Origin of the sequence: Shinella pollutisoli (assembly GCF_024609765.1) — a bacterium.
Classification (GTDB): Bacteria; Pseudomonadota; Alphaproteobacteria; order Rhizobiales; family Rhizobiaceae; genus Shinella; species Shinella pollutisoli.
The window spans coordinates 1-16,595 of sequence record NZ_JANFDG010000009.1; the positions used below are offsets into that span (position 1 = coordinate 1).

Sequence of the window (16,595 nt, forward strand, 5' to 3'; positions counted from 1 at the left end):
CTCGACCACGATGTAGAACTCGTCCAGTCCTCCACCGGAGGTGGAGGTTTACTTTGGTTACAACGAAAACGCCGGGGCCCCGCCCCGGCGTTTCTCGTTGCGGGCATGCCCACCTCAGGTGCGCGAGGCGAGCCGGTCGATCGCGTTCTGGGTGGCGATGCCGAAATCGCCGTCGATCGGGCCGGTATAGTAGCCGCGCTGCTTGAGGAGTTGCTGGAATTCCTTGCGGAACTGCGGCGTGAAGTTCGCGGGCGAGCCCTTCAGCTCCTGCAGCTTGCCCTGGTCGCCGCCCTCCACGCTCGCCGCCGCCCAGCGCGCGGCCTCCTTGGCGTCGGCGCGCGTGCCGAGGCCGTGGTCGTAGAGCCGCGACAGGTTGCCCATGGCGTAGGTGTTGCCGCCGTCGGCCGCCTTGCGGTACCAGTCGATCGCCTGGACGTAGTCCTGCTTCACGCCGTTGCCGACGTCGTAGAGCCAGCCGAGCGAGGCCATCGAGTAGAAGTCGCTGAAGGCGGCCGCCTTCTCGTACCACTTGCGTGCCTCGGCATAGTCGACCGGCACGCCGAGGCCGGACTGGTAGGCGTAGCCGAGCGAGGACATGGCGTTGATGTCGCCGTTCTCCGCGCCCTTCGTGTACCAGTCGAGCGAGGCGGCGAGATCCTTCGCCACGCCGACCCCCTCGCGGTAGAACCAGCCCATGGTAGCCTGCGCGTTGCCGTAGCCCTGCTCGGCCGCCATGCGGTACCACCTGACGGCCTCGACATGGTCCTGCCGCGTGCCGTTGTAGCCCTCGCGGTAGAGCCAGCCGAGCGAGGCCTGGGCATAGGCGTTGCCGGCATTGGCCGCCTGCTCGAACATGCGCGTGCCCCTGGCCATGTCGACCGCGCCGTCCGTGCCGTAGATCGAGTACCAGGCGAGGTTCGTCAGCGCGTAGAGGTTCCCGGCGTCCGCGGCCTTCTGGTAATGCTCGCGCGCCTGCGCGTAGTTGCGCGCGGCGTCATGCGCCCGCCCGAGCATGTTGCGGATCATGTCGTCGCCCGGATTGGCCGAGAGCGCCGCCTCGCAGGCGGGGATCGCCCGGCCGTAGTCGATCTGGGCGAAGAGCTTGCCGAGGAAGCCCGGCCGGAGGTTCGGCTCGCCGGCGAGCTCGTAGCACTGGTCGGCGTCCGAGCCGCCGGAGAGCGCCGTCGACGACTGGCCGGCATCGGTGTTGGAGACCGTGCCGCCGTCGCGGCCGCCCGCCAGGCTGTCGATGGCGGCGAGGGTCGCGGCGCCGAACTCGCCGTCGGCCGCGCCGGTGTAGAGGCCGCGGTCCTTGAGGAGGTTCTGCATCTCCTTGCGGAAGGCGAGCGTGAAGTTGCCGGGGGTCTCCTTCAGCTCCTTGAGCTTGGTGGCGTCGCCGCTCTCCACGCTCGCGGCCGCCCAGCGCACGGCCTCCTTCGCGTCGGCGGGCGTGCCGAGGCCCTGGTCGTAGAGGCGCGACAGGTTGCCCATGGCGTAGGACGAGCCGGCGTTCGCCGCCTTCTCGTACCAGTAGCGGGCCTCCACGTAGTCCTGCTTGACGCCGTTGCCGACGTCGTAGAGCCAGGCGAGCGAGGCCATGGAGTAGGAATCGCCGACATTGGCGGCCTTCTCGTACCAGACCTTGGCCTCGGCATAGTCCTGCGCGGTGCCGAGCCCGTTCTGGTAGGCCCAGCCGAGCGAGGACATGGCGTTGGCGTCGCCGGCGTCGGCCGCCTTGCGGTACCAGGCGAGCGACTGGACGTAGTCCTGCGGGACGCCGAGGCCCTCGCGGTGGAACCAGCCCATCGTCGCCATGGCGTTGGCATAGCCCTGGTTGGCCGACTGCTGGTACCAGCGCACCGCCTCGTTGTAGTCCTGCCGCGTGCCGCCGTAGCCCTCGCGGTAGAGCCAGCCGAGCGAGGCCTGGGCATAGGCGTTACCCGCCGTCGCCGCCTTCTCGAACATGGAGAGGCCCTTCGGCACGTCGACGGCGCCGTCGGTGCCGTAGACCGAGAACCAGGCGAGGTTCGTCAGCGCGTACATGTTGCCGAGCTCGATCGCCTTCTCGTAGTTGCGCCGCGCCTCGACATAGTTGCGGTCGGCGTCGTGCGCGCGGCCGAGCAGGTTGACGAGCATGCCGTCGGACGGGTTCTCGTTGACGGCCTGCGCGCAGGCGGTCAGCGCCCGCTTGGCGTCGATCTTCAGGAAGGTGACGCCCATGAAGCCCGGCAGCGACTGCGGCTCGCCGGCAAGCAGGTAGCAGTCGCGGGAGGCCGGCGTCTCCTTCGAGGCGACGTCGACGCTGAGCCCCTTCTTCGGCTCCAGTGCGGCGATGAGCTCCTCGGCCTCGCCGCGGTGGTGGCTGTCGGGATAGCGCTCGATGAAGCGCTGGAGCGCCGCCGCGTCGGTCGAGCCGCGCAGCGCCTCCCAGGCGATGGCGTCGGCGTCCTGGCCCTCCTTCTGGGTGGCCTCGGCGAGGCTCGCGAGCTTCTTCTCGGCCAGCATCTTGTAGACCGGGTCGCGGCCGTGCTTGGCGATGAAGGCTTCAAGCAGGTCCTTGTCGGCGAGGTCGCGGATGTTCTGCCAGTCGGCGGCCGCTTCGGACTGACCGTTCGGCGAGACCTCCTGCGTGTTGCCGCTGTTGGTGACGTTGATGTTGACTTCCTTGATGTTGAGGAAGATCTGCGCGCCGCCGAGCGAGCCGTAGACGAAGGGCTCCTGCTCGCGGTTGGTCGCCTGCACCACCTCGTCGCGCACCTTGCCGAGCGCGATGCGCACGTCGACGCCGGGCTCGACGAGATGCTTGGCGAGCGCGGTGGCGAAGGGGCTGTTCATGCCCTCGCCGTCGAGCGCCACGGTGCCGGCCTTCGAGGCGAAGGCGATCAGCGTGTCGGCCGATTCGGGCTCGACGCGGGCGAGGCCCCGGGTGACGGCGCGCGTGCCGATCGAGCGCGTCATCGACTGGGCGAACGGGTTGTTGCGGCAGGCGTCGAGGATGAAGAGCTTCAGCTTCTTGGCGCCTTCGAGCGAGCGCTGCACGCGGTCGATCGGCACGCTCTCGTCCTCGACGTCGCGGTCGCTCTTCAGCTGCGCGTCGACCGGCAGCAGGTAGTTGATGCCGTTCATCTCCATCGCGTGGCCGGAGAAATAGACGACGGCCACCTCGGCGTCGATCGCCTCGTCCTCGAAGTCGCGCAGCGCCTTGACCATGGCGGCGCGGTCGAGGTCGAAGACGGTCTTCACCGAATCGAAGCCCGCATTCTGGAACGATTCGCGCATCAGCTCGACGTCGTTGGCGGGGTTGTTGAGCTGGGCGGTCGCTTCGTATTTCTGGTTGCCGATCAGAAGCGCGACGCGCCTGGCCTCCGCGGCCCCCGCGTGGAAGACGACGATTGCGATCGACACGAAGAATACCGGCGCCCAGCGTTTTTGCAGTCGCTTGAACATGCCCTTCCCTCCGGCATTATTGCCGAAGAGTATTACGTATGGCCCCTGCCGTTTCAATGTGGACGCGGCCGGAATTTTTCGTCCTCAGCGCCGCCAGCGGCGCGTGATGCCCCAGGTCCTGGCGATCTCGCGCGTCGAGGAAAAGCCGGCCTCCAGCATGAACGGCTCGTCCGAGACGGCGAAGCCGCCGCCCGCGCCGCGGGTGACGGGCGTGCCGTGGCCGAGGCCCTCGATCTCGGTGAGGCTGACGAGCGCCCTGCCCTCGCCGTCCGGCCAGACGCGGGTGCGCCGGCTCTTCGTGCGCTTCTCGACGAAAGCCTCCTCCGGCAGGCGGTGGAGGTCGCGCCACTGCTCGACGAGCGCCGCGGCGTTGGAGAGCGCGACGGTGTCGTCCGCCGTGCCGTGCCAGATCGAGATCGCCGGCCTGCGGCCGCCGTCGGGTACCGCCGCGCGCACGAGGTCGCCCCATTCGCGGGCGCTGCGGCCGGGGGCCTCCGCCATCGCCTCGAAGGCGCGCGTGGCGTCGCGCGCCGCGCCGAAGGGAAGCCCGGCGATGACCGCACCGCCGGCGAAGACGTCCGGATAGTTGGCGAGCGCCGCCGCCGCCATCGCGCCGCCGGCCGACAGGCCGGTGACGAAGATGCGCCCGGCGTCGCTTGCGGCGAGATCGGCGGCATGCGCCACCATCTGGCGGATCGACATCAGCTCGCCGCGGTCGCGCGTCACCTCGCTCGGCCGGAACCAGGTGAAACAGAGACCGGGATTGTTGGAGCGCTTCTGCTCGGCATAGACGACGGCGAAACCGCGCTCCTCGGCGAGCGTCGACCAGCCGGCGGCCCGGTCGTAGCTCGCCGCATCCTGCCGGCAGCCGTGCAGCACGAGCACCAGCGGCCGGCCGGCGGGCAGGCCCTCGGGGATATGGGCGAACATCGAGAGGTTGCCGGGATTGGAACCGAAATCCGCCACGGCGGCAAGCACCGGCGGCGCGGCCTGCCGCCGCCGGCGCGGGCGGGCCGGCTTCGCCGGCTCGGGGCGGGAGAAGGGCCAGAGGGAGGCGCTGTCGGGCAGGTGGCCCTGCAGGAGGCGCATGACGGATCGCCGGAATCGGTTGCGCATGCGCCTGCTCGTGAATGAATTGCTCATCGTCAGGTAAATGACGCCCGCAGCCGCCACAATCAAGGCCCGAGGCTTGCAAGTCGCGGTAAAATTGCGCGCCGCTCATTCTGCCGGCTCATGAGGGCATTCGCAAATAGGGAGAGCGGCGGCCGCCGCCGCGGGCCCGTTCGTCTTCCGGTCCGCGCCAAGCTGGTGTAGCACTTCTGCCAGTCAAAACCCGCGACAGGACCGAAACGATGAGCGAGCACCACAGCGCCACCCCGCAACAGGCCCGCGCCAGGATGGCGCCCTTCGACTGGGCGGACCCCTTCCTGATCGAGGACCAGCTCAGCGACGAGGAGCGCATGATCCGCGACACGGCACGCGCCTACTGTCAGGACAAGCTCGCCTCCCGCGTGACCGAGGCCAACCGCCACGAGGTCTTCCACCGCGAGATCATGAGCGAGATGGGCGAGCTCGGCCTGCTCGGCCCGACGATCCCGGAAGAATACGGCGGCGTCGGTGCCAACTACGTCTCCTACGGCCTCGTCGCCCGCGAGGTGGAGCGGGTCGATTCCGGCTACCGCTCGGCGATGTCCGTGCAGTCCTCGCTCGTCATGCACCCGATCTTCGCCTACGGCACGGAGGAGCAGCGCAGGAAATACCTGCCGAAGCTCGCGTCCGGCGAATGGGTCGGCTGCTTCGGCCTCACCGAGCCCGACCACGGCTCCGACCCCTCGTCGATGATCACCCGGGCCAGGAAGGTCGACGGCGGCTATCTCGTCTCCGGCGCCAAGAACTGGATCACCAATTCGCCGATCGCCGACGTCGCCGTCGTCTGGGCGAAGTCCGGCGCGCATGACAACAAGATCAAGGGTTTCGTGCTGGAACGCGGCATGAAGGGCCTGGAAACGCCGAAGATCGAGGGCAAGTTCTCGCTGCGCGCCTCCGTCACGGGCATGATCATGATGCAGGACGTCTTCGTGCCGGAGGAGAACCTGCTGCCGGAGGTCTCCGGGCTTGCCGGCCCGTTCGGCTGCCTCAACCGCGCCCGCTACGGCATCGCCTGGGGCGCCATGGGCGCCGCCGAATTCTGCTGGCACGCCGCGCGCCAGTACACGCTCGACCGCAAGCAGTTCGGCAGGCCGCTCGCCGCCACCCAGCTCGTCCAGAAGAAGCTCGCCGACATGGAGACCGAGATCGCGCTCGGCCTGCAGGGGGCGCTCCGCCTCGGCCGCCTGTTCGACGAGCACCGCGCGCCCGCCGAGCTCATCTCGCTGATGAAGCGCAACAATTGCGGCAAGGCGCTCGACATCGCCCGCGTCTCGCGCGACATGCACGGCGGCAACGGCGTCTCCGACGAATACGGCGTCATCCGCCACGTCATGAACCTCGAAGCCGTCAACACCTACGAGGGCACGCACGACATCCATGCGCTGATTCTCGGCCGTGCCCAGACGGGGCTGCAGGCCTTCCAGTAAGGGACCAGCCCCCTCATCCGCCTGCCGCACCTTCTCCCCGAGGGGGAGAAGGCGGAAAGCGAGATGGCGTGCTCCTCCCTTCTCCCCTCGGGGAGAAGGTGGCCCGAAGGGCCGGATGAGTGAGATCGCCCTTGCGGCCGTTCGTTCAAATGCGAGCGGCCGTCTTCACGCTTTCTCCATCCCGTTTCGATACAGTCCGGACAGTTCCAACGAGGAGCGGGAGGGCGCCATGCCTCTCGAACACGTCCACGAGCAGGTCCGCCTGCACAACCCCAAGCGCAGCTTCGTCCAGTATCGCGTCGACAGGCCCGGCCGCATCATTCCCGTCGGCCACCGGCTCAGCGCCACGACGGCCCATCCCTGCGTCATCAGGAGCCTGTCGAGCGCGGGCGCCGTCATCGCCATCAGCGGGACGATCGGCCTGCCGGAGAACTTCTACCTGGAGGTGGAGGGCATCCGCGACGAGATCCCCTGCACGGAGTTCAAGCGCAGCGGCGACGAGCTGGTCGTCCGCTTCAACATGTTCCTCGACCCGGATTTCCTCGACCTCGCGCTCGGGCGGGCGGGCAGGAAAACGGAGTAGGAACGGGCGGTTAAACTTTTAGTCATTTGTTTTAACAAAAGACAATATCCGCCTGCGACAGTTCGCCCATCTCTGCCGGACATGACGTCCACGAATGGGGAATGCCGCAATGAACGACGATGCCAAAAGACCGTCGGGCCTCGGCCTCTACGAGCGCAAATGGGAGCGCTTCGCCGTCAACCGGCAGGGCATGCTGCTCACCGTCAACCTCGACCTCGCCCTCCCCAAGACGCGGCCCTGCCAGCTGATCGACATCTCGCTCGGCACCGCCACCTTCACCGTCAACACGACGATCGGCCTTCCGAGCCACTACTACCTCACCATCGTCGGCATCGCCGCGCGCATCGGCTGCGCCGAGGTCTATCGCAACGATCACCGCATCGCCGTGCAGTTCATCAAGGAGATCGACGAGGAGCTCCTGCGCGCGATCGTCCGCTCCGACTACTTCACCGGCGGCATCACCGGGCGCAAGAAGGAGGCGCGCGCCTACATGGCGGGCGTCGAGAAGGCCCCGATCGGCTCGGCCGTGCGCTGATCGCTCCGCCGGCCGGCGTCGTCGGCCGGGCATCTTTTCCGCACACGGCGATTCCGCCCGCGTGCGGGATGTTCTAGGGTTGCCGCGGGACGAGTCGCTTCCTCCTCCCGCTCCCGTCTCTTCCTTTCCAGGCAGCCCCTCATGTCCGCATTCTCCCGCTTCACCGCCCTTGCCCACAGCCTGCCCGCCACCGTTCCCTTCGTCGGGCCGGAGGCGATCGAGCGCAGCCGCGGCCTCGCCGTCACCGCCCGCATCGGCGCCAACGAGAGCGGCTTCGGCCCGGCGCCCTCCGTGCTGGAGGCGATGCGGGAGAAGGCCGGCACCACCTGGATGTATGCCGATCCGGAGAACGTCGCGCTGCGCGAGGCGCTCGCCTTCCACCACGACATCTCGCGCGACAACATCGCCGTCGGCGGCGGCGTCGACGGCCTGCTCGGCGAGATCGTCCGCCTCGTCGTCGAGCCCGGCACGCCGGTCGTCACCTCGCTCGGCGGCTATCCGACCTTCAACTACCACGTCAACGGCTTCGGCGGCCGCCTCGTCACCGTGCCCTATGTCGGCGACCGCGAGGACCTCGACGGTCTCGCGCAGGCCGTGCGCCGCGAGAACGCACCGCTCGTCTATCTCGCCAATCCCGACAATCCGATGGGAAGCTGGTGGGATGCCGATAGCGTCGTCGCCTTCGCCCGCGCGCTGCCGGAGACGACGCTGCTGGTGCTGGACGAGGCCTATTGCGAGACGGCGCCCGCGGACGCGATCCCCGCGATGGAAACGCTGATCGGCCAGCCGAACGTGCTGCGCATGCGCACCTTCTCCAAGGCCTACGGGCTTGCCGGCGCGCGCGTCGGCTATGCCGTCGGCACGCTCGGCAACGCGCAGGCCTTCGACAAGATCCGCAACCATTTCGGCATGGCCCGCCTGTCGGTGGAGGCGGCACTCGCCGCGCTGAAGGACCAGGCCTATCTTGCCGTCGTCGTCGACAAGATCGCCGCCGCGCGCGAGCGCATCGCCGCGATCGCCGCGGAAAACGGCCTGAAGCCGCTCGCGTCGGCCACCAATTTCGTCACGATCGACTGCGGCCGCGACGGCGCCTACGCCCGCGCCGTCGTCGACGGGCTGATGGAGCACGGCGTCTTCATCCGCATGCCCGGCATCGCGCCCCTCAACCGCTGCATCCGCGTGAGCACCGGCCCGGAGGAGGACATGGCACTGTTTTCGGCGGTGTTGCCGAAGGTCTTGAAGCGAATAGCGAATAGCGAATAGCGAATAGCGAATAGCGAATAGCGAATAGTTGGGCGGGAAATCGTTCTCGCTGTCAAACTATTCGCTACTCGCCATTCGCCATTCGCCCCTTCAATGCATCGTCATCCATTCCCGCGCCGCGCGCAGCGCCAGCGCGAGGTCGGCCTTGGTCATCGTCTGGGCGAGATCGGCGCGGAGTTCCGCGGCGCGCTCGCAGCCCTTGATGGCGGCGATGTTCAGCCACTTGTGGGCGGCGACCAGATCGACGTCGCATCCGCGTCCGGTCGCATACATCAGACCCATGTCGCAGAAGATCTCGGCGCGGGTCTCGCCGCCCGTCATGGCGGCCGTCTCGGAGGTCTGGAAGTCAAAGCGTGCCATTTCGATTGTCCCTGTCTTATGGTTTCGCGCTTGCAGTGCCCTGTCTTACCCCGCCTCGGGCGCCCGCCGTCTTCCGCGGCTCGGGTCTTCCCTCGGCGTTTTCGGGCCGGTTCGTTCCGGCTCGTCTTATGGCTCCACTATGCCACCGGCCCTTCAATGCACGCTTAAAATGCATGCTTAATTTGCGACAAACAAAGTCCAAACGCTTGGTAAAGTTGGATTTTCGTTAAACATCGCGATCCCTCTGAATCAGCGCATTCGCCTCAAAATTTACCGATCGTTCAACCCGCGGCTTCAACCCTTCGCTAACCACGAAGCGAGCCGGCGCTTTCCTTCCGCCGCCCGAAAGGCCGTCCACGCCTTTCCTGAACGGGAGATGAACCGCCCTCTCAGGACCCGTTCAGTCCCATCGTGCGACAAGAGCCGCACGACAGGACAGACAGACAGACGGACGGACATCATGGACATCCTCGCACGCCGCCTCACGATCATCACGCTGCTTCTGGCGATCTTCGCGATCCTGCTCGCGGCCGCCGTCGAGACGGACTACCGCCGCAACCAGAAAAGCCGCCACGGCGCACTCTCGGCCTGCGCGGTGCCGACCCTCTGCCGCGCCACCCTCTGACCCGCCACACCATCGAAGGACGAAACCGAGCCATGACGAGCACCCTCTCCCGGACCGCCTCCACCGCGCTGCGCATCCTCGCGCTCTCGGCGATGATGGTCGCGCCCTTCGGCGCACTCGCCTGGAGCAGCTCGGGCGGCCTCGGCATCGGGAAGCAGGGCGCCGGCCTCGTCCTCTTCGTGACCCTGCAGCGCCAGTCGATGAGCTGAGCGGGGAGTCTCTCCCCTTCCCCTTCCCCTTCCCCTTCCCCTTCCCCCGCCGCCGTTCCGTGCTAAACCGGAGACCTCCTCCAGCCGTCCGGGACCGCGCATGAAATCCTTCCTCGTCTTCTCCGCCGCCGCGCTCGCCGAGATCGCCGGCTGCTTCGCCTTCTGGGCCTGGTGGCGGCTCGACCGGACGGCGCTCTGGCTGCTGCCGGGCATGGCGTCGCTCGCGCTCTTCGCCTGGCTGCTGGCGCAGGCCGACAGCGCCTTCGCCGGCCGCGCCTATGCGGCCTATGGCGGGGTCTACATCGCCGCCTCGCTCCTCTGGCTGTGGCTTGCCGAAGGCATGCGGCCCGACCGCTTCGATCTCGCCGGCGCCACGCTCGTGCTCGTCGGCGCCGGCATCGTGCTTGCCGCGCCGCGCTGAGGCGTCCACATTTCGGGCGGGCGGGAGGGCTTGCGGCCCACGGCAACTTGTCGTTTGCTTGTCAGCGACGGCAAACTATAGTGATTCATGAGCAAACAGACCTTTTCCCTGAAGCCTCTCCCCTTCGCCACGCCCGAGCCCTTCGAGCCGCAGTCCTTCGACGATCCGGTCGCCGCGGTCGACGCGCTCGACGCGCTCTACGAGCGCAACACCCGCTTCCTCACCGAGGCCTTCGCCTCGCTCGGCGAGAACGGCGCGCCCGACCGGCGTTTCCGCGCCTGCTATCCGCAGGTCGGCATCGAGACGACGAGCTTCGGCCTCGTCGATTCGCGCCTGTCCTACGGCTACGTCGCCTCACCCGGCCTCTACACGACGACCGTGACGCGGCCGAAGCTGTTCCGCCACTATCTCAAGGAACAGCTCGGACACCTGATGCGCAATCACGGCGTGCGCGTCACCGTCTCCGAATCGGCGACGCCGATCCCGCTGCACTTCGCCTTCGGCGAGGGTGCGCATGTCGAGGCGGCGGTGGCGGAGAACATCGACCTGCCGCTGCGCGACCTGTTCGACGCGCCCGACCTCGGCAACACCGACGACGAGATCGCCAACGGCTCCTACGAGCCGGGTCCCGGAGAACCCTCGCCGCTCGCCCCCTTCACGGCGCAGCGCATCGACTATTCGCTCGCCCGCCTCAGCCACTACACGGCGACGAGCGCCAACCACTTCCAGAACTTCGTGCTCTTCACCAACTACCAGTTCTACATCGACGAGTTCTGCGAATGGGCGCGCCAGCAGATGGCGGAGGGCGGCAACGGCTACACCGCCTTCGTCGAGCCCGGCAACATCATCACGCCGGCCGGCAGCGATCGGCCGGAGCCGAACATCTCGCCCGGCCGGCTGCCGCAGATGCCGGCCTATCACATCAAGAAGAAGGGCCACGGCGGCATCACCGTCGTCAATATCGGCGTCGGCCCCTCCAACGCCAAGACGATCACCGACCATATCGCCGTGCTGCGCCCGCATGCCTGGCTGATGCTCGGCCATTGCGCGGGGCTCAGGAACAGCCAGACGCTCGGCGACTACGTGCTCGCCCATGCCTATGTGCGCGAGGATCACGTGCTCGACGACGACCTGCCGGTCTGGGTGCCGATCCCCGCACTCGCCGAGGTGCAGGTGGCGCTCGAGAGCGCGGTCGAGGAGGTGACGGGCTTCAAGGGCTACGACCTCAAGCGCATCATGCGCACCGGCACCGTCGCCACGATCGACAACCGCAACTGGGAACTGCGCGACCAGCGCGGGCCGGTCAAGCGCCTGTCGCAGTCGCGCGCCATCGCCCTCGACATGGAATCGGCCACCATCGCCGCCAACGGCTTCCGCTTCCGCGTGCCCTACGGCACCCTGCTCTGCGTCTCCGACAAGCCGCTGCACGGCGAGCTGAAACTCCCCGGCATGGCGACCGCCTTCTACCGCACGCAGGTCAACCAGCATCTGAGGATCGGCATCCGCGCGCTGGAGAAGCTTGCCGGCATGCCGCCGGAGAAGCTGCATTCGCGCAAGCTGAGGAGCTTCTTCGAGACGGCGTTCCAGTGAGATTGTGAGCGATCGGGCTTTGGTGTATGATTTTATAAGTTCATACACACGAGGTGGCCATGCGTACCAATATCGAGCTTGACGACGCCTTGATGGCCGAAGCCATGGAACTCACGGGGCTGACGACGAAAAAGGCCATCGTGGAGAAGGCCTTGCGCGAGATGGTCGAGGAACTTCGCCGGAGAAATGCGCTGAACGAGTTGCAGGGAATGGGCTGGGAAGGCGATCTCGACGCGATGCGCCTCGGCTGGGGGCCGGACTCGGACCACGCAAAAGACGCGGCTGAATGATCGTTGTCGACAGCTCCGTCTGGATCGCGCATCTGCGCGACCTCTCGACGCCGGAAACGTCTATGCTCCAGGCAGGCCTGAAACTCAAGCAAGTCGTTCTGGGTGACGTTGTTCTGCTGGAAATCCTGCAAGGCGCACGAAACGACGGCCACGCCGCCAATCTTCACAAGCGGCTGGCCGCCTTCGGCACCGTTTCGATGCTATCTCCCGAGCTCGCGGTGAAAGCCGCCGGAAATTTCCGCCGGCTTCGCGCGAAGGGCATCACCATCCGCAAGACCACGGATCTCGTCATCGGCACCTATTGCATCGAGCACGGCCACAGCCTGCTCCACGCCGACAGGGACTTCGATCCGATGGCCGAGCATCTCGGCCTTCGGATCGCCTGAACCTCAGGCCCTCAGCACCGCCCACGCGTGATCCAGCCCCTTCTTCGTGATGTCGATCATCTCGTCCACCTCGGCGTGGCTGATGACGAGCGGCGGGGAGAAGAGCATGCGGTCGCCGGTGGCGCGCAGCACGAGGCCGTTCTCCAGGCAATGGTTGCGCACCGTGACGCCGGCCTTCTCCCTGTCCTCGAAGCGCCTGCGGCTCGCCTTGTCCTCGGCGAGCTGGATCGCCGCCATCAGGCCGACCTGCTGGATCTCGCCGACGATCGGGTGATTCACAAGCGACCCGAAGCCCTCGGCGAGATAGGGGCCGATGTCGTCGTGGACGCGCTCGACCAGCCTCTCCTCCTCGATGATGCGCAGGTTCTCCAGTGCGGCGGCGGCGCAGACGGGATGGCCGGAATAGGTGAAGCCGTGGTTGAAGTCGCCGACCTCCTCGACCAGCACGTCGCCGACGCGGTCGGAGACCATGACGCCGCCGATCGGCAGATACCCCGAGGAGAGGCCCTTGGCGATCGGTGCCAGATCCGGCTCGACGCCGAAATGCTGGTGGCCGAACCATCGGCCGGTACGGCCGAAGCCGCAGATCACCTCGTCGGCGACGAGCAGGATTTTCCGCGCCTTGCAGATGCGGGCGATCTCCGGCCAGTAGGTGGCGGGCGGCACGATGACGCCGCCGGCGCCCTGGATCGGCTCGGCGACGAAGGCGGCGACGTTGTCCTCGCCGAGCTCGTCGATCTTCTCCTCCAGCTCGCGCGCGACCTTCAGGCCGAAATCCTCCGGCGAGAGGTCGCCGTCCTCGCCGTACCAGTAGGGCTGGCCGATGTGGTGGATGCCGGCGATCGGCAGGTCCCCCTGCTCGTGCATCCACTTCATGCCGCCGAGCGAGGCGCCGGCGACGGTGGAGCCGTGATAGCCGTTGCGCCGCGCGATCACCGCCTTCTTGGTCGGCCTGCCGACGGCGGCCCAGTAGACGCGGGCCATGCGGAACCAGGTGTCGTTCGCCTCCGAGCCGGAGCCGGTGAAGAAGACGCGGTTGATGGCCGGGCCGGCATGCGAGGCGATCTTCTGCGCCAGCAGCACGGCGGGCGGCGTCGTGGTGCCGAAGAAGGTGTTGTAGTAGGGAAGCTCGTTCATCTGGCGGACGACGGCGTCGGCGATCTCCCCGCGGCCGTAGCCGATGTTGACGCACCAGAGGCCGGCGAAGCCGTCGAGATAGCGCTTGCCGTGATTGTCGAAGATGTGGCAGCCCTCGCCGCGCTCGATGATGCGCGTGCCGGTCGCATTCAGCTTCTTCATGTCCGAGAAGGGATGAAGATGATGGGCGGCATCGAGGGCACCGAGGTTCGAGACGGCTGCTGCACTGCTGGTCGACATGGGAGACATCCTTCGAGAAGCGCCCCCCGTGTTGAACGGCGGGACAGAATGGGCTAGGAAAATGCCCTTGCAACAGGCATTTGGCAAGAGATCGGCCACCCCCCGGCCGGTCTGTCCAAAGGCTTCCAGCCAGACGAAGCAGGCATCATGACAAACGACAAGACGGCGGCCGGTTCCCCGCCCGCCAATGCGCCGCCCCGTATCGAAATCCTCCTCGTCGGCATGAACGGGGACCTGCGCGGCAAGCAGGTGCCGCCGGAGGGCGAGGCGAAGATCTGGGACGGTTCCGTCCGCCTGCCCTCCTCCACCCAGTCGCTCGACATCTGGGGCGACGACAACGACGACATCACCGGCCTGTCGCTCTCCGCCGGCGATCCGGACGGCGTATGCATCCCCGACCGCCGCTCGCTCGCGCCGATGCCCTGGGCGCCGGAAGGCTCGCGGCAGGTGCTCGCCACCATGCACGAGTTCGACGGCACGCCCTCCTTCATGGACCCGCGCGCCATCCTGGCGCGCATGATCGAACGCTTCGCCGAACGCGGGCTGACGCCGGTCGTGGCGACGGAGCTCGAATTCTACGTGGTCGAGGACGACTGGCGCGAGACCGGCCGCCCGCGCCCGCCGGCGGCGCTGACGTATCACGGCGAGCCGAACGGCTTCCAGCTCTACGACATGCGCGCCACCGACGCGCTCGACGGCTACCTCCAGACCGTGCGCGCCTGGGCGAAGGCGATGGACCTGCCGGCCGACGCCACGACGGCGGAATTCGGCCCCGGCCAGTTCGAGGTGAACCTGCTGCACCGGCCGGACGCGCTGGCGGCGGCCGACGACTGCATCTATCTCAAGCGCATCGCCGAGGAAGCCGCCCGCCGCTTCGGCCTCAAATCCACCTGCATGGCCAAACCCTATGCCGAGCATGCCGGCTCCGGCCTGCACGTGCATGCGAGCATCGTCGACGGGGACGGCCGCAACATCCTCGACGCCAGGGGCGGCGAGCCGGCGCTCCTGAAATCGATCACCGCCGGCATGCTTGCGACGATGCGCGCCGCGCAGCTCGTCTTCGCGCCGTTCGCCAATTCCTACCGCCGCTTCCAGCCGGGCTCGTTTGCGCCGGTCGACCTCACCTGGGGCTTTGGCCATCGCGGCACGGCGATCCGCATCCCCGACAAGGACGGGCCGGCGGCGCGCGTCGAGCACCGCGTGGCGGGCGCCGACGTCAATCCCTACCTGCTGCTGACGGCGATCCTCGGCGGCATCCTCTCGGGCCTCGACGGCGACCTCGATCCGGGGCCGGCGACGGAGCCCGGCAAGGACGTGCCCGGGGCGACGCGGCTCACGCACGACTTCCTGACGGCGGTCGAGGAGTTCGCCGCCTCGCCCTTCATCGCCGACGCCTTCGGCGCGGCCTACCAGAAGCTCTATGCCGACACGAAGCGCAAGGAGGCGATCACCTACCTGCGCACCGTCTCGGACTTCGACTACCGGACCTATCTGCCGCGGATCTGAGGCGTCGGCCCCTCATCCGGCCTGCCGGCCGCCTTCTCCCCGCAAGCGGGGAGAAGGAGATATGCCGCATCGTTTTCCTCGACCAACGACCGTTCGCAGGGCACGTCCCCTCTCCCCGCTTGCGGGGAGAGGGTTAGGGTGGGGGGCAAATCGCATATGTCCTATCGGGCAGAAGGGGTCGCATCCTACGCCGCCGCCGTCTCGCTCGGCGCGGTGCTCTCCGCCCCCGCCTTCGGCACGATGACCTTCAGTTCGCCGGGATGGAGGCGGATCGAGACGTCGCGGCCCATCGGCAGCAGCTCGCCGTCGATGACGCAGTTGATCGACCGGTCGACGCTGGGGAAATGCAGGTCGACGGCCGTGCCGGTCATCTCCGTCACGTCGGCGTTCTCGCGCAGCCGGCCGCGCAGGATGTCGGCGGCGAGGCGCGCGACGCCCGCGGGCTTCAGCGGCGCCGTCGTGTAGAAGCCGAGATGGCCGCCGGAGATGTCGTCGGCATAGAGCAGGCCGTTCTCGCCGAAGCGGTTGTTCGACACGTTGATGGCCGAGACCTTGGTATGCGCCTCGATGCCGTCGACGGCGTATTCCACGTCGAATTCCGGCGGGTCGAGAATGACGCCGACGGCCGCACGCACGTTGGCGGCGATCTTGCCGAGGCGGGAACGGAAGGTCATGGCGTTCCTGAGGCGCACCATGCGGGCATGCAGCCCGGCGGAGAACTGGTGCACGAAGGCGCGCCCGTCCGCCGTGCCGATGTCGGCGGCGGCGACCTCGCCGGCGGCGAGCGCTTCGAGCGCCAGACGGATGTCGAGCGGGATCTTCAGCGAGCGGGCGAAGAGGTTCATCGTGCCGGCCGGGACGATGCCTAGCGGCATGCCGCTTTCCCAGGCGACGCCCGCCGCCGCCGAGATCGTCCCGTCGCCGCCGCCCGCGAGCATCGCGTCGAGGTCGGTACGGTCGGCGCAGCGGCGCAGCGCCATCTCCATGTCGGCGCCCTCGACGATGTCGCAGTCGAGATGGTGGCCCGCGTCGCCGAAGATGCGTTCCGCCTCGCGCGCATAGGCCTCCATGTCGGTCGTGCGGAACGTTCCGCCGTCCTTGTTGAAGATCGCCTGAATTCTCATCCGCATACTCCGCGTGAAGCCGGAAGCCGGGCACGTTTCCATAGATAGCCGAGAAAGCGGCGATTAGCAGGCAACGGCCTGCAAGAAATCTTGATCGGATAACCGGGCCGAGGCGAAAATTGGCAATAGGCAAGGCCGCCGGCTCTGCTATATCTGGTGGCGGCCGCGGGTGTCGGGAGAGCGCCTGGCCGGCCGGACCATTCTTCATTTCCAGACCTATTCCGGACACGGCCTTCGGCCAGACCACCGCAGAGGCAGCCGGGAGGAGCGGCCTTCGCCCAAGGGTCCGCCATCCGACCGCCG

At 67.7% G+C, this 16,595-nt stretch carries 16 protein-coding genes; 11 read left to right on the forward strand and 5 right to left on the reverse strand.

The features are described from left to right. Positions 1-114: 114 nt before the first annotated feature. Both NNZ72_RS09125 and NNZ72_RS09130 read right to left on the reverse strand, forming a co-directional pair. Positions 115-3,447: a caspase family protein gene (locus NNZ72_RS09125; RefSeq protein ID WP_257314981.1), complete on the reverse strand. Its 3,333-nt coding sequence runs from the start codon at positions 3,445-3,447 to the stop codon at positions 115-117. An 84-nt stretch (positions 3,448-3,531) separates the two neighbouring features. Continuing rightward, a complete protein-coding gene (locus NNZ72_RS09130) occupies positions 3,532-4,563 on the reverse strand; it encodes an extracellular catalytic domain type 1 short-chain-length polyhydroxyalkanoate depolymerase (RefSeq protein ID WP_257314982.1) in 1,032 nt (343 codons plus the stop codon). Between the two features lie 236 nt (positions 4,564-4,799). Between NNZ72_RS09130 and NNZ72_RS09135 the strand changes: the two genes are divergently transcribed. The 4 genes from NNZ72_RS09135 (at position 4,800) to NNZ72_RS09150 (ending at position 8,404) form a co-directional block, all read left to right on the forward strand. Then, positions 4,800-6,023 (forward strand): acyl-CoA dehydrogenase, encoded by a 1,224-nt coding sequence (locus tag NNZ72_RS09135; RefSeq protein ID WP_257314983.1) that lies wholly within the window; start codon positions 4,800-4,802, stop codon positions 6,021-6,023. Positions 6,024-6,252: 229 nt separating this feature from the next. Further along, positions 6,253-6,606 (forward strand): hypothetical protein, encoded by a 354-nt coding sequence (locus NNZ72_RS09140; RefSeq protein ID WP_257314984.1) that lies wholly within the window; start codon positions 6,253-6,255, stop codon positions 6,604-6,606. A 109-nt stretch (positions 6,607-6,715) separates the two neighbouring features. Then, on the forward strand, positions 6,716-7,141 hold the full coding sequence (locus tag NNZ72_RS09145) for a PilZ domain-containing protein (RefSeq protein WP_257314985.1): 426 nt from the start codon (positions 6,716-6,718) through the stop codon (positions 7,139-7,141). Positions 7,142-7,282: 141 nt separating this feature from the next. Continuing rightward, the gene (locus tag NNZ72_RS09150; RefSeq protein ID WP_257314986.1) at positions 7,283-8,404 is read left to right on the forward strand and encodes a pyridoxal phosphate-dependent aminotransferase; all 1,122 of its coding nucleotides are present in this window, start codon (positions 7,283-7,285) and stop codon (positions 8,402-8,404) included. 90 nt (positions 8,405-8,494) lie between these two features. Here NNZ72_RS09150 and NNZ72_RS09155 read toward each other — a convergent pair whose 3' ends face one another. Continuing rightward, positions 8,495-8,764, reverse strand: a complete 270-nt coding sequence (locus NNZ72_RS09155) for an SEL1-like repeat protein (protein ID WP_257314987.1) — start codon at positions 8,762-8,764, stop codon at positions 8,495-8,497. A gap of 460 nt (positions 8,765-9,224) precedes the next feature. Here NNZ72_RS09155 and NNZ72_RS09160 point away from each other — a divergent pair, with 460 nt between their 5' ends. The 6 genes from NNZ72_RS09160 to vapC all read left to right on the forward strand — a co-directional run bounded on the left by NNZ72_RS09160 (position 9,225) and on the right by vapC (position 12,285). Beyond that, positions 9,225-9,389, forward strand: a complete 165-nt coding sequence (locus NNZ72_RS09160) for a hypothetical protein (RefSeq protein WP_257314988.1) — start codon at positions 9,225-9,227, stop codon at positions 9,387-9,389. Between the two features lie 32 nt (positions 9,390-9,421). After that, positions 9,422-9,598: a hypothetical protein gene (locus tag NNZ72_RS09165; protein ID WP_257314989.1), complete on the forward strand. Its 177-nt coding sequence runs from the start codon at positions 9,422-9,424 to the stop codon at positions 9,596-9,598. Between the two features lie 100 nt (positions 9,599-9,698). After that, positions 9,699-10,019, forward strand: a complete 321-nt coding sequence (locus tag NNZ72_RS09170) for a YnfA family protein (RefSeq protein WP_257314990.1) — start codon at positions 9,699-9,701, stop codon at positions 10,017-10,019. An 87-nt stretch (positions 10,020-10,106) separates the two neighbouring features. Then, positions 10,107-11,609: an AMP nucleosidase gene (locus tag NNZ72_RS09175; RefSeq protein WP_257314991.1), complete on the forward strand. Its 1,503-nt coding sequence runs from the start codon at positions 10,107-10,109 to the stop codon at positions 11,607-11,609. 59 nt (positions 11,610-11,668) lie between these two features. Further along, entirely contained in the window at positions 11,669-11,899 is a 231-nt protein-coding gene (locus NNZ72_RS09180) for a type II toxin-antitoxin system VapB family antitoxin (protein WP_257314992.1), read from the forward strand. After that, positions 11,896-12,285 carry a type II toxin-antitoxin system VapC family toxin gene (gene vapC / locus NNZ72_RS09185; protein WP_257314993.1) on the forward strand — a complete coding sequence of 130 codons (390 nt, stop codon included), beginning with the start codon at positions 11,896-11,898 and terminating at the stop codon, positions 12,283-12,285. Before NNZ72_RS09180 ends, vapC begins: the two co-directional genes overlap by 4 nt. Positions 12,286-12,288: 3 nt before the next feature. Here vapC and NNZ72_RS09190 read toward each other — a convergent pair whose 3' ends face one another. Further along, entirely contained in the window at positions 12,289-13,662 is a 1,374-nt protein-coding gene (locus NNZ72_RS09190) for an aspartate aminotransferase family protein (protein ID WP_257314994.1), read from the reverse strand. Between the two features lie 147 nt (positions 13,663-13,809). Between NNZ72_RS09190 and NNZ72_RS09195 the strand changes: the two genes are divergently transcribed. Beyond that, positions 13,810-15,168, forward strand: a complete 1,359-nt coding sequence (locus NNZ72_RS09195) for a glutamine synthetase family protein (RefSeq protein ID WP_257314995.1) — start codon at positions 13,810-13,812, stop codon at positions 15,166-15,168. Positions 15,169-15,353: 185 nt separating this feature from the next. Here NNZ72_RS09195 and NNZ72_RS09200 read toward each other — a convergent pair whose 3' ends face one another. Next, positions 15,354-16,292, reverse strand: coding sequence for a diacylglycerol/lipid kinase family protein (locus NNZ72_RS09200; protein ID WP_257314996.1), 939 nt, complete (start codon positions 16,290-16,292; stop codon positions 15,354-15,356). Between the last annotated feature and the right edge of the window lie 303 nt (positions 16,293-16,595).

Coding starts and splice junctions, on each gene's coding strand:
- NNZ72_RS09125 (WP_257314981.1), bottom strand. CDS start 3,447: ATGTTCAAGCGACTGCAAAAACGCTGGGCGCCGGTATTCTTCGTGTCG.
- NNZ72_RS09130 (WP_257314982.1), bottom strand. CDS start 4,563: ATGCGCAACCGATTCCGGCGATCCGTCATGCGCCTCCTGCAGGGCCAC.
- NNZ72_RS09135 (WP_257314983.1), top strand. CDS start 4,800: ATGAGCGAGCACCACAGCGCCACCCCGCAACAGGCCCGCGCCAGGATG.
- NNZ72_RS09140 (WP_257314984.1), top strand. CDS start 6,253: ATGCCTCTCGAACACGTCCACGAGCAGGTCCGCCTGCACAACCCCAAG.
- NNZ72_RS09145 (WP_257314985.1), top strand. CDS start 6,716: ATGAACGACGATGCCAAAAGACCGTCGGGCCTCGGCCTCTACGAGCGC.
- NNZ72_RS09150 (WP_257314986.1), top strand. CDS start 7,283: ATGTCCGCATTCTCCCGCTTCACCGCCCTTGCCCACAGCCTGCCCGCC.
- NNZ72_RS09155 (WP_257314987.1), bottom strand. CDS start 8,764: ATGGCACGCTTTGACTTCCAGACCTCCGAGACGGCCGCCATGACGGGC.
- NNZ72_RS09160 (WP_257314988.1), top strand. CDS start 9,225: ATGGACATCCTCGCACGCCGCCTCACGATCATCACGCTGCTTCTGGCG.
- NNZ72_RS09165 (WP_257314989.1), top strand. CDS start 9,422: ATGACGAGCACCCTCTCCCGGACCGCCTCCACCGCGCTGCGCATCCTC.
- NNZ72_RS09170 (WP_257314990.1), top strand. CDS start 9,699: ATGAAATCCTTCCTCGTCTTCTCCGCCGCCGCGCTCGCCGAGATCGCC.
- NNZ72_RS09175 (WP_257314991.1), top strand. CDS start 10,107: ATGAGCAAACAGACCTTTTCCCTGAAGCCTCTCCCCTTCGCCACGCCC.
- NNZ72_RS09180 (WP_257314992.1), top strand. CDS start 11,669: ATGCGTACCAATATCGAGCTTGACGACGCCTTGATGGCCGAAGCCATG.
- vapC (WP_257314993.1), top strand. CDS start 11,896: ATGATCGTTGTCGACAGCTCCGTCTGGATCGCGCATCTGCGCGACCTC.
- NNZ72_RS09190 (WP_257314994.1), bottom strand. CDS start 13,662: ATGTCGACCAGCAGTGCAGCAGCCGTCTCGAACCTCGGTGCCCTCGAT.
- NNZ72_RS09195 (WP_257314995.1), top strand. CDS start 13,810: ATGACAAACGACAAGACGGCGGCCGGTTCCCCGCCCGCCAATGCGCCG.
- NNZ72_RS09200 (WP_257314996.1), bottom strand. CDS start 16,292: ATGAGAATTCAGGCGATCTTCAACAAGGACGGCGGAACGTTCCGCACG.